Annotated in this window: 16 protein-coding genes; 1 reads left to right on the forward strand and 15 read right to left on the reverse strand. The window is 70.0% G+C overall.

Features of this window, described 5'->3' with window-relative positions; genetic code table 11:
- Positions 1 to 25: 25 nt before the first annotated feature.
- From A3CQ_RS0106770 to A3CQ_RS0106815, 10 genes are all read right to left on the reverse strand, one after another.
- The gene (locus A3CQ_RS0106770) at positions 26 to 919 is read right to left on the reverse strand and encodes an IS982 family transposase (protein WP_020510166.1); all 894 of its coding nucleotides are present in this window, start codon (positions 917 to 919) and stop codon (positions 26 to 28) included.
- 107 nt (positions 920 to 1,026) lie between these two features.
- Positions 1,027 to 1,545, reverse strand: coding sequence for a GNAT family N-acetyltransferase (locus A3CQ_RS0106775; protein WP_040431843.1), 519 nt, complete (start codon positions 1,543 to 1,545; stop codon positions 1,027 to 1,029).
- A 53-nt stretch (positions 1,546 to 1,598) separates the two neighbouring features.
- Positions 1,599 to 1,958 carry an MmcQ/YjbR family DNA-binding protein gene (locus A3CQ_RS0106780; protein ID WP_020510168.1) on the reverse strand — a complete coding sequence of 120 codons (360 nt, stop codon included), beginning with the start codon at positions 1,956 to 1,958 and terminating at the stop codon, positions 1,599 to 1,601.
- Positions 1,959 to 1,973: 15 nt separating this feature from the next.
- Positions 1,974 to 3,143, reverse strand: coding sequence for a sensor histidine kinase (locus A3CQ_RS51745; protein WP_020510169.1), 1,170 nt, complete (start codon positions 3,141 to 3,143; stop codon positions 1,974 to 1,976).
- Complete coding sequence (locus A3CQ_RS58820) at positions 3,128 to 3,784, reverse strand: response regulator transcription factor (RefSeq protein ID WP_026205404.1); 657 nt, start codon at positions 3,782 to 3,784, stop codon at positions 3,128 to 3,130. The genes A3CQ_RS51745 and A3CQ_RS58820 overlap by 16 nt, the downstream gene beginning before the upstream one ends.
- Positions 3,785 to 3,922: 138 nt before the next feature.
- Complete coding sequence (locus A3CQ_RS0106795) at positions 3,923 to 4,594, reverse strand: DUF2306 domain-containing protein (RefSeq protein WP_040431897.1); 672 nt, start codon at positions 4,592 to 4,594, stop codon at positions 3,923 to 3,925.
- A 103-nt stretch (positions 4,595 to 4,697) separates the two neighbouring features.
- Positions 4,698 to 5,474, reverse strand: coding sequence for a DUF899 domain-containing protein (locus A3CQ_RS0106800; protein ID WP_020510172.1), 777 nt, complete (start codon positions 5,472 to 5,474; stop codon positions 4,698 to 4,700).
- Positions 5,475 to 5,553: 79 nt separating this feature from the next.
- Positions 5,554 to 6,195, reverse strand: coding sequence for a response regulator (locus A3CQ_RS0106805; protein WP_020510173.1), 642 nt, complete (start codon positions 6,193 to 6,195; stop codon positions 5,554 to 5,556).
- Positions 6,192 to 7,277 (reverse strand): sensor histidine kinase, encoded by a 1,086-nt coding sequence (locus A3CQ_RS0106810; RefSeq protein ID WP_020510174.1) that lies wholly within the window; start codon positions 7,275 to 7,277, stop codon positions 6,192 to 6,194. The genes A3CQ_RS0106805 and A3CQ_RS0106810 overlap by 4 nt, the downstream gene beginning before the upstream one ends.
- A complete protein-coding gene (locus tag A3CQ_RS0106815) occupies positions 7,278 to 7,883 on the reverse strand; it encodes a DUF6392 family protein (RefSeq protein ID WP_157295462.1) in 606 nt (201 codons plus the stop codon).
- Positions 7,884 to 8,084: 201 nt separating this feature from the next.
- On the opposite strand from A3CQ_RS0106815, the gene A3CQ_RS0106820 reads away from it, so the two are divergent.
- Positions 8,085 to 9,173 (forward strand): glycerophosphodiester phosphodiesterase, encoded by a 1,089-nt coding sequence (locus A3CQ_RS0106820; protein WP_026205405.1) that lies wholly within the window; start codon positions 8,085 to 8,087, stop codon positions 9,171 to 9,173.
- A 135-nt stretch (positions 9,174 to 9,308) separates the two neighbouring features.
- Here A3CQ_RS0106820 and A3CQ_RS0106825 read toward each other — a convergent pair whose 3' ends face one another.
- The 5 genes from A3CQ_RS0106825 to A3CQ_RS0106845 form a co-directional block, all read right to left on the reverse strand.
- Positions 9,309 to 9,590 (reverse strand): hypothetical protein, encoded by a 282-nt coding sequence (locus tag A3CQ_RS0106825; protein ID WP_020510177.1) that lies wholly within the window; start codon positions 9,588 to 9,590, stop codon positions 9,309 to 9,311.
- 11 nt (positions 9,591 to 9,601) lie between these two features.
- A complete protein-coding gene (locus tag A3CQ_RS0106830; RefSeq protein ID WP_040431898.1) occupies positions 9,602 to 10,828 on the reverse strand; it encodes an inorganic phosphate transporter in 1,227 nt (408 codons plus the stop codon).
- Positions 10,829 to 10,999: 171 nt separating this feature from the next.
- Positions 11,000 to 11,317: a DUF3349 domain-containing protein gene (locus A3CQ_RS0106835; protein WP_020510179.1), complete on the reverse strand. Its 318-nt coding sequence runs from the start codon at positions 11,315 to 11,317 to the stop codon at positions 11,000 to 11,002.
- A 13-nt stretch (positions 11,318 to 11,330) separates the two neighbouring features.
- Positions 11,331 to 11,648 carry a hypothetical protein gene (locus A3CQ_RS0106840; protein WP_020510180.1) on the reverse strand — a complete coding sequence of 106 codons (318 nt, stop codon included), beginning with the start codon at positions 11,646 to 11,648 and terminating at the stop codon, positions 11,331 to 11,333.
- A gap of 15 nt (positions 11,649 to 11,663) precedes the next feature.
- Positions 11,664 to 12,884 (reverse strand): inorganic phosphate transporter, encoded by a 1,221-nt coding sequence (locus A3CQ_RS0106845; RefSeq protein ID WP_020510181.1) that lies wholly within the window; start codon positions 12,882 to 12,884, stop codon positions 11,664 to 11,666.
- Positions 12,885 to 12,968 lie beyond the last annotated feature (84 nt).

Genomic DNA, 12,968 nt, shown 5'->3' on the forward strand with positions numbered 1-12,968 from the left:
CTAGACGAGTAAGTCCCAACTTGGGTTAGTGGTCGTAGGCGATCAATGACCTGGTCAAAGGTTGTCCGGTAGCGCGGTTGTGCCAGATCGCGGCGGTCATGGCGAGTAGGCGTTGAGCGATGCGGGCGCCGACGCCTTCGATACTGCGGCCGCCGTGCAGTTCGAGGTCGAGCTGGCCTTTCAACGTGTCGTTGACCGACTCGATCAGCTGGCGGATGGGTTTGAGCAGGTGCTCGCCAGGGTGTGGGGTTCGGTTGCGGTAAGACGGGCGCAGCAGCCGGATCCCGCGGTCGGTCAGCCACCGGTCGAGTTCAGCGGAGACGTAGCCCTTGTCCGCGATGATCAGTTGCCCATGCCGGCCGGACAGCAGGGCGGGGTCGTCTTCCAGGGCGGCAGTCAGGATGTGGCGTTCGTCGGTCTTCGGGGTTGCCAGGGTCCAGGCGATCGGGAGCCCGGACGGTGTGCAGATCAGGTGCAGGCGCAGGCCCCAGAAGAAGCGCGAGTGTGACGAGCAGTAGCCGTAACCGGCCCAGCCGGCCAGGTCCGAACGTTTGGCGGTGGGCCGGGATCGGCCGCACTCGACGGGGGTGGAGTCGGTGACCCAGACGTCGTCGTGCCACAGATCGGTGTCCGCTGCGAGCAGGCGGATCACCTGCTTGAGCAAGGGTAGAGCGCCACGCAGACGTTTGTTGTAGCCCGACTGGCTGGGCAGGTACGGGAATGCACCTGGTAGATGGGCGGGCAGCAACCGCAGCCAGCGGGCCTCGGAGCGGATACCGAGCAAGGCTTGGGCAACCGCGATGGTCAGCAGTTCAGCGTCGGAGAGCTTCGGTGGACGCCCAGCGCGGCGAGGCCGTACGAGCCAGTCGTCGATCTTCACGTACAGTGCGGTGAGAAGGGTGTTGATGTCTGTCGTCACAAACAGATCATCGACACCCTTCTCCTACACAGGTGTAAATAGCATCCGCCTACTAGTCGTCCGCCTAGCCGAGTTAGGACTTACTCGTCTAGTACCGTCCTTCCTGTTCACAGCGCCGCCAGCGGGGACTGCACCCGGCGAACCATGCGAATTTCCCGTAAGCCGTCCTCGACCTGGGCCGTCCCGTCGGCAACGAAGCCGTGCTTGCGGTAGAACCTTTGCGCCCGAGGGTTGGGATCGGCGACCCACAGCGCCGCCGATTCCGAGGGATCGATGACGGCCTGCAACAACGCGTGTCCAGCACCCGTGCCGTGCTCAGCGGCAACCACATACAGCACGTACAGCTGCCTTGCCCACTGCGCCGCGACGGTCAGCGGCGGACCCGACATCGCGACCCCGGTCAACCGGCCTCCGCGCTCGGCCACCGCCGTCCGGTTCTCGCGGTACCGCTCGTCGGTCAAAGCGGCCGTCCAGAACCGCTCTCGAGCCGCCGGGAAGCCCGGATCATCAAGCACAGCATCCGGCATGAGCCCCCGATACGTCTCCTGCCAACACCGAACAAGCACGCAAGCCATCTGGGCGACGTCCTCGACTCGGGCCGGACGAACAGTTGGCGAGGAATCCACCGCCGAATCGTAGGTGGCACCAAGACACTCAATGAACCGGATTTCCCGGCCGCCTACAGGCTGTCGGCCAGGTCCTGGGGTGCTCGCATGCGCCACGCGTCGGTGACCAGCTCGGTGAGGCGGTCGACGGTGACCTCGGGCAGGCGGAGCATCACCAGCGGGAGCCCGTCGTAGCCGGGAGTGGTGAAGAACAGGCGGGGCTCGCCCAGGAGCAGCGCCTGCTTCTCCGCCTCGTCCCCAACGAACAAGACCGCGATGTCCGTACGGATGACACGCGGCTTGCCCGGGGCGCGCTCGGGGTACGACCACACGAAGCCGCGGTTGCCGACGCGGAAGTCGAAGCCGTCGCTGTCGATCTCCTCGACGTGCGGCAGGCTCAGCGCCAACCGGCGTACGTCATCGGCGTCGGCCACCTCGAGTCCCCCTTCTCACCTCACCGGCAAGGAGACTGTAACGGTCAGGCCGCCGTCGGGGCGGGGGTGTGCGACGACCGTGCCCGCGTGCATGTCGGCGATCGACGCGACGATGGTCAGGCCCAGGCCGAGGCCGCCGTCGGCGGTGCGGCCGCCGAGCCGGTGGAACGGCTCGAACAGCGTGGCGATCTGCTCGGCGGGGATGACCGGGCCGCGGTTGGCCACGGTCACCCGGGCCGTGCGGGAGTCGGCGCCGGTCACGACCCAGAGCTCTCCGTCGGGGACGTTGTAGCGGGCGGCGTTCTCCACCAGGTTGACGATCAGCCGCTCCAGCAGCACCGGGTCGCCGACGGTGCCGGCCGGGTCGAGCAGGGCGTGCCGGCGCACCCCGTTGGTCGCGGCGGCGTCCATCGCGTCCTCGGCGACCGTGGCCAGGTCGACTGGCTCGCGCACGGTCAGGCCGCTCTCGTTGCGGGCCAGGGTGAGCAGCGCCGCGATCAGCCGCTCGGTCTGCGCCACCGCGGCCTGGACGTCGCGGCCCATCTCGCACAGTTCCTCGCGGGTCGGCTCGGGCTTGGCCAGCACCACCTCGACGGCCGTGCGCATGACGGTGAGCGGGGTGCGCAGCTCGTGCCCGGCGTCGGCGATGAACCGCCCCTGGCTGTCGAAGGCCGCCTGCAGCCGGGCCAGCATCGTGTCGAACGTGTCGGCCAGCTCGCGCAGCTCGTCGCGCGGGCCGGTCAGCGCCACCCGGGCGTTCAGGTTGTGCTCGGAGGCCGCCCGGGCCGCCGCGGTGATCTGCTGGACCGGCCGCAGCACCCGCCCGGCCACGAACCAGCCGGCCACGGCCGCGAAGACGGTGACCCCGCCCAGGGTGAGCAGCGAGTACCGCAGGAGGGTGTCGAGCGTGGCCGCCCGCTGGTCCTTCGCCCCGGCCAGCAGTCCCTCCTGGTACGCCATCGTGCACTTGGTCCGCAGTTTCTCGTCCGGGCTGGTCAGATAGTCGTGGCACATGGTCTTCAGCTCTTCGGCGCTGCCCGGTTTCGGGTCGGTGTTGCCCGAGGTCGGGTACGGCATCCCGGCGACCAGCCCGTAGGTGATCGCGACAAGCGCCACCCCGCAGGCCAGGAACAGCCCCGTGTACAGCAGCGTCAGCCGGGCGCGGACGGTCAGTCGTGGTCGCACAGCCGATAACCCCTGCCCACGACGGTACGGATCAGCGGCGGATCGCCGAGCTTGCGGCGCAGCCGGGTCATCGTCACGGAGACGATGTTGCTGAACGGGTCCACATTGGCGTCCCACACGTGCTCGAGCAGCTCCTCGGCGCTGACCACCCCCTCGTCGGCGGCGGCGAGCATCTCCAGCACGCCGAACTCCTTGCGGGTCAGCGACAGCGGCCGGTCGCCGCGGGTGGCCCGGTGCCGCGCCCGGTCGACGGTCAGGTCGCCCCGGCGCACCACCGGCGGCGCGGACGGCGCCCGCCGCCCGAGCGCCCGCACCCGCGCCACCAGCTCGTGGAAGGCGAACGGCTTGCCCAGGTAGTCGTCCGCGCCCAGCTCCAGCCCGTCGACCCGGTCGTCGACCCCGGCCGCCGCCGTGAGCAACAGGATCCGCGGGGTCCCGCCGGCGAGCGTGCGGCACACCTGGTCGCCGTGCACCTCCGGCAGGTCGCGATCGAGAATCACCACGTCGTACGTCGTCTCGGCCGCCGCAGCGAGCGCCGCCGCACCGTCGTTGACCACGTCGACCGCCAGCCCCGCGTCGCGCAGGCCCTCACCGATCCGCGCCGCGAGGGTCCGGTGATCCTCGGCCACCAACACCCGCATGGCGACATTGTGCGCCGCGAGAGGTGACATCGGTGCGACAGCCCGGTTGGCGCTCAGGTCACCGCGGCCCGCCCATGGGCGTTGGTCATGTCACCGCAGGCGGCGCTCATGTCACCGTGGCGCACCCGCGGGCGGCGCTCACGTCACCGCGGCGCGTGCCGGCGCGCGCCGCTCCCCCACCGAGGCGCTCGCGGCGCCGCGCCGCCGGATGATCCACTCGGCGATCGCCAGATTGATGAGCCAGCCGCTGCCCAGGACGACCGCGCGGCCCACCTGACCGGGCGGCCCCACCAGCAGGAGCCACGGCACGGTGGTGAAGGCCTGGGTGCCGGCGCCCTGACCCAGCGCGTAGGCCCGGATCATCCACGCCCGGTGCGCTCGAAAGTTCCGGCCCCGCACGGCCACGACGGCGAGCACGATCGCCGTCCCCATCGCGACCCCGACGATCGCCCGCTCGACCCGCACGGCACCCGCATCGACGGCCGGAAAGGCGTACGTGAAGGTCATCCACAACGCGGAGAGCGCGACCAGGAGACCCGCCGCGACCAGGACCCGGCCCGCCCGGCGATGCCACCGCGGGTGGCGGCGACGGAACCGGGGCGCGAACTGGAACGCGCCGAGCAGGCAGTAGACCAGCGCGGCCACGATGTGCACCACGACCGGCACCGGCATCTCGTGGAAGCGCGCGTTCTCCTCGGTCACCGGCCCACCGGACGCCAGGTCGCCGAGGCGGATGGCGCCGCCGATGGCCGGAATGACGGTCAGGGCGATCAGGCCGGTCGGGATGAGCCAGCTCCTGCGCGATGTCATGCCGAGAATCGTCGCGGAGGCGGCCTCCGACTTCATCGGCGCGCGGGCCATGTTTTTGTCGTTCCGAAGACCGGTACGAAGACCGTACTTATGGCCGATGCGCCTACTCGTACTCGTCCGGCAGGCGCATGCCCGACCCGCCGACCTGGCGGCCGAGGGGCACCGCGCGCCCGCGTGGCTCCTCCCAGTCCTCCTGCCGGCCGAGCGCGGTCAGATCGAGGTACGGATATCCGTTGTGGAACTCCTCGATGCCCCGGCCGAACGTCGAGTACGTGTGGAAGACCTCGTCGCCGACCCGCAGGAACGCGCTGATCCCCGGCATCTCCGTGCCGCGCATGTCCGGCGTCCACGCCCCGCCCGTCCACGGCGTGCCCTTCACGTCCGCCAGCTCGGCCTCGGTGCGGAAGTGCAGCAGCACCGGCGCGACCCGGTCGTCGAGCGTCGCGTGGTAGTCGTAGTTGAAGTCGGTGCCGTACGACGAGTACCACGGGAACGTCCAGCCCATCCGCTCCCGGAACGCGGCGAGCTTCGGGTACGGCGCCCGCGACACCGCCACCAGGGTCGTGTTGCGTGCGTACAGCTGGCTCAGCCCGGCGATCCCATCGGCCGCCGACGAGCAGCTCGGGCACGCGTCCTCCCACTCCGGCGCGTACATGAAATGGTGCATGACCAGCTGCGGCCGGCCGTCGAACAGATCGGCGAGGCCGACCGTCCCGTCCGGGCCCTCGAACGTGTACGCCTCGTCGACGCGCACCATCGGCAGTCGGCGGCGGTCGGCGTTGAGCCGGTCGCGCGCCCTGGTCAGCTCCTTCTCCTTGGCCAGCAGAGCCCGGCGGGCGACGAGCCACTCCTCCCGCGAGACGACCTCGGGCAGATTCATCGCGATCCCTCCCTTGATAGCAACCGGTCGGTTGCGATAACGCCGAGTCTATTGCAACCGGGTGGTTGCGTCAAACGCGCTAGTGGTCTTCCTTGCCGGAGAGTGGGCCGTTGTCGTAGGCCCACATGGCGATCTCTACGCGGTTCCGGGCGGGGAGCTTTGCCATCAGGCTGGCGATGTGGGTCTTCACGGTGCTCAGGCTGATGAAGAGCTCGTCGGCGATCTCGCGGTTGGTGCGGCCGCGCGCCACCACGGCCAGCACTTCTTCCTCGCGTTCGGTAAGGGGCTCGAGCGGGCGGCGGCGGGCGCGGCCGGTGGCGAAGGTTCGCAGCAGGCGGGCGGTGATGCTGGGCGCTATCAGGGCATCGCCGGAGGCGGCGGCTCGTACGGCCTGGTCCAGCATCTCGGCGCCGGCTTCCTTGAGGAGGAAGCCGCGCGCGCCTGCTTGCAGGGCCGCGTACACGTGCTCGTCCAGGTCGAAGGTGGTGATCACGACCACCGGGAGGGGGTGCAGCCGGCGGGTTGCCTCGATCCCGTCCAGGACCGGCATCCGGATGTCGAAGAGGCAGACGTCGGGGTGTAGCGCGCGGGCCAGCGCCACCGCCTCGCGGCCGTCGGCGGCCACGCCGGCCACCTCGATGCCGGGGCGGGAGTTGAGCAGCATCGCCAGGCCGGTTCGGACTATCTCCTGGTCGTCGGCCACCAGGACGCGCAGGGTCATGTCGCCGGGCCTTCCAGCGGGAGGGTGGCGGTGACGGTCCAGCCGCGATCGGGGTTGGGGCCGGCCGTGCACGTGCCGCCCAGCAAGTGGGCCCGCTCGCGCATGCCGGCCAGGCCGAAGCCGCCGCCCGCGGGCGCGCCGGGCGAGCCGTCGTCGGTGACGTGCAGGTGCACCGCGGTGGCGTCCGTCTTCACCCGTACCTCGATCCTGGTCGCATGCGAGGCGTGCCGACGGGCGTTGGTGACAGCCTCCTGGGCCATCCGGAAGACCGCCGCGCCGACCGCGGGGGCGGCCCGCGAGAGGTCGCCGCTGACGTCGAGGTCGACCGGGGGTTCTCCGCCGTCGAACGACCAGGCTCGGGGCGAGAGATCATCCCGGAGAGCCGCCACGACCGTACGCATCTCGGAAAGGGCTTTGGATGCCTCGGCCTCGATCACGCGCAGCGCGTCGGTGGCCGCTGCCGGGTCCGATGGTGCCATGGCCAGGCCGGCCTGGGCGCGGATGGCCATGGCGCTCACGTGGTGGGCGACCGTGTCGTGCAGGTCGCGGGCGAGCCGTTCCCGTTCGACGATCCGCACCCGGTCCAGTTCGCGGAGCCGCGCGGACGACCGGTACCGCATCGCGGCGCCCCATGCGGCGACCCCGAAGGTCACCGCCGCGCCGGCCAGCGCCGTCGACGCCGTCATCTGCGACGCCACCACCGACAGCACCATCTTCGCCGCGATCGCGGCGACCCCGATGACGATGTCGCGGCCGGAGCCCCACCGCAGCAGTGAGTAGGGCAGCAGAAGCAGGAAGGTCAGCGACCGCGCCTCGGGCGGCACCCCGTCGGTGAACAGCGGCGCGAGCAGGGTCGCGGCAAAGGCGATCACCACCATGAGCAGCGGGTGGCTGCGGCGGAACAGCAGCGTCGGCGCCAGCGCGAAGACCAGCACCACCGCGACGATGCCGCCGGGCAGATCGGGCCGGGTCAGGCCCTCGAGGACGGCGAGCAGGCAGAAGACGCCGGCCAGCGCCCAGTCACGCCACGAGCGCGGGGGTGCGCCGGGCGGCCGGGGCTCCGTCCACAGGGAACGCGGCATTCAGTGCCTCAGCGTCAGCCTCAACAGGTCCTCGTTGTCGAGAGCGTACAAGGCGTGCATGGTGAAGGTCGGGAACCGCCACTGGTCGGAGGCGCCGTACTCGTTGACGCGGTCGCGGTTGGGGTCGGTGCTCTGGTCGGGGCGGCCGAGCGCCACCCACAGGCTGCTGCGCTTGGGGATCGTGCCGCCGCGGCCGGGGATCGGGCCGGGGTACGGGGTGAAGCCCAGGTCGCCGTGGAAGTGCAGAAAGATGTTGATGATCGTGCCGTAGTCGTCGGCGAGCAGCGACACGCCCAGTGACGGCGCCTGGTATGACCGTGCGGGACCGGCGCCGAGGGCCGGCGACAGCGAGTACTCGCGGCAGATGTCCTGGGTCAGCGGTTCGCCGAGGTGCCGGCCGAGCAACTGGGTCACATCGGTGCGCGGGGCGACCGGGGCGGGAGGCGGCGCCATCGCGGGGATGCGTACCTCGACGGGATCGTGCCTTTCCTGGTGTGAGCTGCGGAGCTGCTGGTCGACCCCCGCGAGGTCGGCCACCGGGAGGGCGTGCCGTGGCGCGGAGGCAGGCACGTGCCGGCCCGGAAGCACCCGATCAAGAAAACCCATGACGTCTCCAGCCGCCGCTGTCCGTCCCCGTCCGCATTCGCGTGACAACAGTATGAGACCGCGAGTGCCTTCGATAGACGCTTCCCATGCCGTTTCCGTGATCGACATGTCGCGGTCGCCACAGGGTCGATCAGGTCACGTCGACTGCTGTGCGGGACCCTCCGGCGAGGGCCGCCGGTGCGGAGTCCCGTGGAGGAACTCGTGGCAGACCGACGTCAGGTGCTGCGTATCGGCGCCGTCGCCGCCGCGGCACCCGCCTTGACCGCCGCGGTCGGGGCCCCGGCGCTCGCCAACGGGCACGACCGCGCGACCTCGGAGGTGTTCGGGCACCGCGGCGCCTCCGGCTACCGCCCCGAGCACACGCTCGCCTCGTACGAGCTGGCCGCCCGCCTGGGGGCCGACTACCTGGAGCCCGACCTGGTCTCGACCAAGGACCACGTGCTGGTCTGCCGGCACGAGCCGGAGATCGGCGGCACCACCGACGTGTCCAGCCACCCCGAGTTTGCGGGCCGGAAGAAGACGGTCCTGCTCGACGGCATCTCCACCACCGGCTGGTTCACCGAGGACTTCACGCTCGCCGAGCTCAAGACGCTGCGCGCGGTCGAGCGCCTGCCCTCCGTCCGGCAGCGCAACACCCTGTACAACGGATTGTTTGAAGTTCCTACCTTTGAAGAGATGCTCCATTTGCGCGCCCGCCTCTCCAAGGAGCTCGGCCGCGATCTCGGCGTCATCCCGGAGACCAAGCACCCCACGTACCACCGCCGGCTCGGCCTGGAGCTGGAGACGCCGCTGCTGCGCACGCTGGACCGCTTCGGCCTCAACCACCGCGGCGCAAAGGTCTGGATTCAGTCCTTTGAATCGGTCAACCTGCATGACATCCGCCCCCGGACAAAGGTCAACCTGGTATTCCTTACCAGCGCGTCCGGCAGCCCGTTCAACGACACCAAGACCTACGCGCAGTACCTCACCCCGGCCGGCCTGAAGGACCTGTCCCGTTACGTCGACGGCATCGGCCCCGACAAGGCGCAGATCATCCCCCGCAACGCCGACAACACGCTCGGCACGCCGACCTCGCTGGTCAGGGACGCGCACGCGGCCGGCGTCAAGGTCATCCCCTACACCTTCCGCGCCGAGAACCAGTTCCTCCCGGCCGACTACCAGGTGGGCACCGACCCCAACGCCTACGGCAAGGCGATCGACGAGCAGATCACCTTCCTGAGGACCGGCATCGACGGCCTCTTCACCGACCAGTCCGACATCGGCGTCCTGGCCCGCAAGCTCCGGGGCTGACCAACAAACCCTTTTTCCCGTACGAGGAAGAGGACTGACCAAAAGCAGGGCCGGCAGCGCGCCGCCTCCCGTGGGCGCACGCTGCCGGCTCGGTTCCGCTCGCCGGCGCGCCTCACGCCCCTTGCAAACGAACGCTCAGTGCTTCGGGACGATCGTGGGGTAGATGTGCTCGAAGCTGAGCGCCTTGCCGAAGCCGGTCGCGACGATGAACGTGATGCCGAGCAGGACGCCCAGCACGACGATCGCGAAGAGCGTGTAACCCGCGACCCGACCGGCGGGGCGCGGCACCGGGCCCGAGGCCGACCAGGCCAGCGAGCGGAGGCCGAGGGTGAAGAGGATCGGCAGTCCGGCGCCGAGCGCGATGCCGGCCAGCAGCACCCGCCAGGCGCCGTCGAGGGCGAAACCCAGGTTGTTCACGGCGTTGCCTCTCAGCTCGCGACGGTGACGGGCGCGGCGACCTCGGCCGGCGCGACCACGGCGTCCCAGTCGTCGTTGACGTTGTGCTGGTCGACGCGGACCCGGCGGGACCGTAGCCACATGCCGGCCGCCGCCACCACGAGCAGGGCGAAGACGACGATCGCTCCGGCCAGCCCGCCGATCGTGTCGCCGGCGTACCACAGGAGCGCGCCCACCAGCCCGGCCGCCGGCAGCGTGATCAGCCAGGCGCTGACCATGCGGCCCGCGACCCGCCAGCGCACCTCGGCGCCGGGCCGGCCCACACCGGAGCCGAGCACCGAGCCGGTGGCCACGTGCGTGGTGGAGAGCGCGAAGCCCAGATGGCTGGAGGCGAGGATGACCGCCGCCGACGCGGACTGTGCGGCCATGCCCTGGGCCGGGGCGATGTCGACCAAGCCCTTGCCGAGTGTCCGGATGATCCGCCAGCCGCCCAGATAGGTGCCGAGCGCGATCGCCACGGCGCAGGCGACCTTCACCCAGAACGGGATGCTCGAGGTGGAGGTCCAGTGGCCGGAGGCGAGGAGAGCGAGGGTGATGACGCCCATCGTCTTCTGCGCGTCGTTGGTGCCGTGCGCGAGCGAGACCAGCGAGGCGCTGCCGATCTGGCCCCATTTGAAGCCGCGCTGGGCGTACCGGGCGGCGATCCCGACGGTGATCTTGAAGATGACCCAGGTGCCGACGACGGCGACCAGGCCGGCGATGACCGGCGAGACCACCGCGGGCAGCAGCACCTTGCCGACGACGCCGTCGAGCTTGGTGCCGTCGCCGTTCCACTTGACCCCGGCCCAGCCCAGGCCCGCGACCGTGGCCCCGATCAGCCCGCCGAACAGCGCGTGCGACGAGCTCGACGGCAGGCCGAGCAGCCAGGTCAGCAGGTTCCACACGATGCCCCCGGCCAGACCGGCCAGGATGATCAGCAGCATTGCCTCGCCGCCGTTCGCGGTCAGCGACTCCTTCGGCGTACCGTCGGAGTTTTGGATCTTGACGACGGCGTTGGTGACCGTGAGCGCGACCTGCACGGAGAGGAACGCGCCGACGAGGTTGAGCACGCCGGAGAGGGCGACCGCGGTCTTCGGCTTCAGCGCCCCGGTGGCGATGGTGGTGGCCATCGCGTTGGCCGTGTCATGAAACCCGTTGGTGAAGTCGAAGGCCAGGGCCGTCACGATCACCAGGGCGAGGATCACCGAAGCTTGAGTCACGCGCAGGATCGTCACCCGAATGACGTATCGCTTTCCAGGGGATGAACATCACCTTTTCGATGTTCCATGCGCGTTAACCGCGTGTTTACTCGTTTTCGACGCTACGTAGTTGGCTGATTACTTAAAGTAAACGGCCGAGGTCTTTGACCCCGGCCGTTCATGTGAGGTTCATCATTCGGTCGGCGGATCCACCAGCGGCCAGCCGCCGGCCGCGAGGTGCGCCGACACCCGGGCCACGTCCTCGGGCGTGGCCTTCTGCAGCATCTCGTCGCTGATCATCGCCTCGATGTCCTCGGCGCTGATCGGGTCCGTGGCGAGCACCGAATGCTCGGCCAGGGACTTCGCGATGCCCCGGATCTCGTCCTCGGTCAGCTTGCGGCGCAGCAGACCCAGCAGCGCGACGTAGTCCTGCCTGGGAACCCCGGTCGGGTACCCGGCCCGCAGCCACTCCACGCTGCGCGTCAGGAAGTTGGAACGGCTGTCGCTCAAGGCGCTCTCCCTGTCAGTGCTTGTCGACGATCGTCGGGAAGATGTGCTCGAAACTCAACTGCTTGCCGAAGCCGCTGGCCACGATGAACGTGATGCCCAGTGCGATTCCGGCCAGTACCACCAGGAAGAGGAACCAGCCCAGGACCGTGCCGAACGGGTTCGCCCTGGTGCCGGTGGTCCCGGCGGTGTGCACCTCGGCGTCGCCGCCCGATCCCCAGGCCAGGGAACGGATCCCCAGCGCGAAGATCAACGGCAGGCCGGCGCCGAGGACGAGGCCGACGAGCAGGACCTTCCAGACTGCCTCGAAGCTGAACTCCACGTTGTTCCACATTTTCGGGGCCCTCTCTCAGCCGGCCGCGCCCGCGGGAACCTTCTCCGGCGGCGCTACTTCATCCCACTCGTCGTTGACGTTCTCGTGGCTGACCGGCGTCCTGCGCGAGCGCAGGTACATGTACCCGGCCGCGGCCAGCAGCAGGAGGAAGATCACGATCGCGCCGGCGACGCCGCCGATCAGATCGCCGAGGTACCACATGATCGCTCCGACGACGGCCGCCGCCGGCAGCGTGATCAGCCAGGCCGACACCATGCGGCCGGCGACCCGCCAGCGCACCTGGGCGCCCGGCCGGCCGACGCCCGAGCCCAGGATCGAGCCGGTGGCGACATGCGTGGTGGAGAGCGCGAAGCCCAGGTGGCTCGAGGCCAGGATGACGGCGGCCGACGCGGACTCGGCGGCCATGCCCTGCGGCGGCGAGATCTCGACAAGACCCTTGCCGAGCGTACGGATGATCCGCCACCCGCCGAGGTAGGTGCCCGCGGCGATCGCCACCGCGCAGCACACCTTCACCCAGAACGGGATGCTCGAGGTGGAGGTCCAGTGGCCGGAGGCGAGGAGCGCGAGGGTGATGACGCCCATGGTCTTCTGCGCGTCGTTGGTGCCGTGCGCGAGCGAGACCAGCGAGGCGCTGCCGATCTGGCCCCAGCGGAACCCGTTGTTGGTGTACCGCTCCGCCACCCCGACCACGGCCCGGTAGATCAGCCAGGTGCCGACCGCGGCGACGACGCCGGCGACCACCGGGGACAGGACGGCCGGGAGAATCACCTTGCCGACCACGCCGTCGAGCTTGGTGCCGTTGCCGTTCCAGTTGACGCCCGACCAGCCGAGACCCGCGATCGTCGCCCCGATCAGCCCGCCGAACAGCGCGTGCGAGGAGCTCGACGGCAGGCCGAGCAGCCAGGTCAGCAGGTTCCACACGATGCCGCCGACCAGACCGGCCAGGATGATCAGCAGGAGCGCCACGCCGCCGTCCGCGGTGAGCGATTCCTTGGGGGTGCCGTTCGAAGTCTGCAAGTTGACGACGGCATTGGTGACCGTCAGTGCGACCTCGACCGAGAGGAACGCGCCGACGAGGTTGAGTGCGCCGGAGAGGGCGACGGCCACCTTGGGCCGCAGCGCCCCCGTGGCGATTGACGTGGCCATCGCGTTGGCCGTGTCGTGGAAGCCGTTGGTGAAGTCGAAACCGAGGGCGGTGACGATCACCAGGATCAGGATGACCGTTGACTCTGTCACGGGGTCAGCCTCGCGCCGGAAAGGTCAGACCGGGAAGACCCCGGAGCCGGCACTCTCAAAGTTCGGCCGCTGTTGGACAGTGCA

Origin of the sequence: Paractinoplanes globisporus DSM 43857, assembly GCF_000379645.1 — a bacterium.
Classification (GTDB): domain Bacteria; phylum Actinomycetota; class Actinomycetes; order Mycobacteriales; family Micromonosporaceae; genus Actinoplanes; species Actinoplanes globisporus.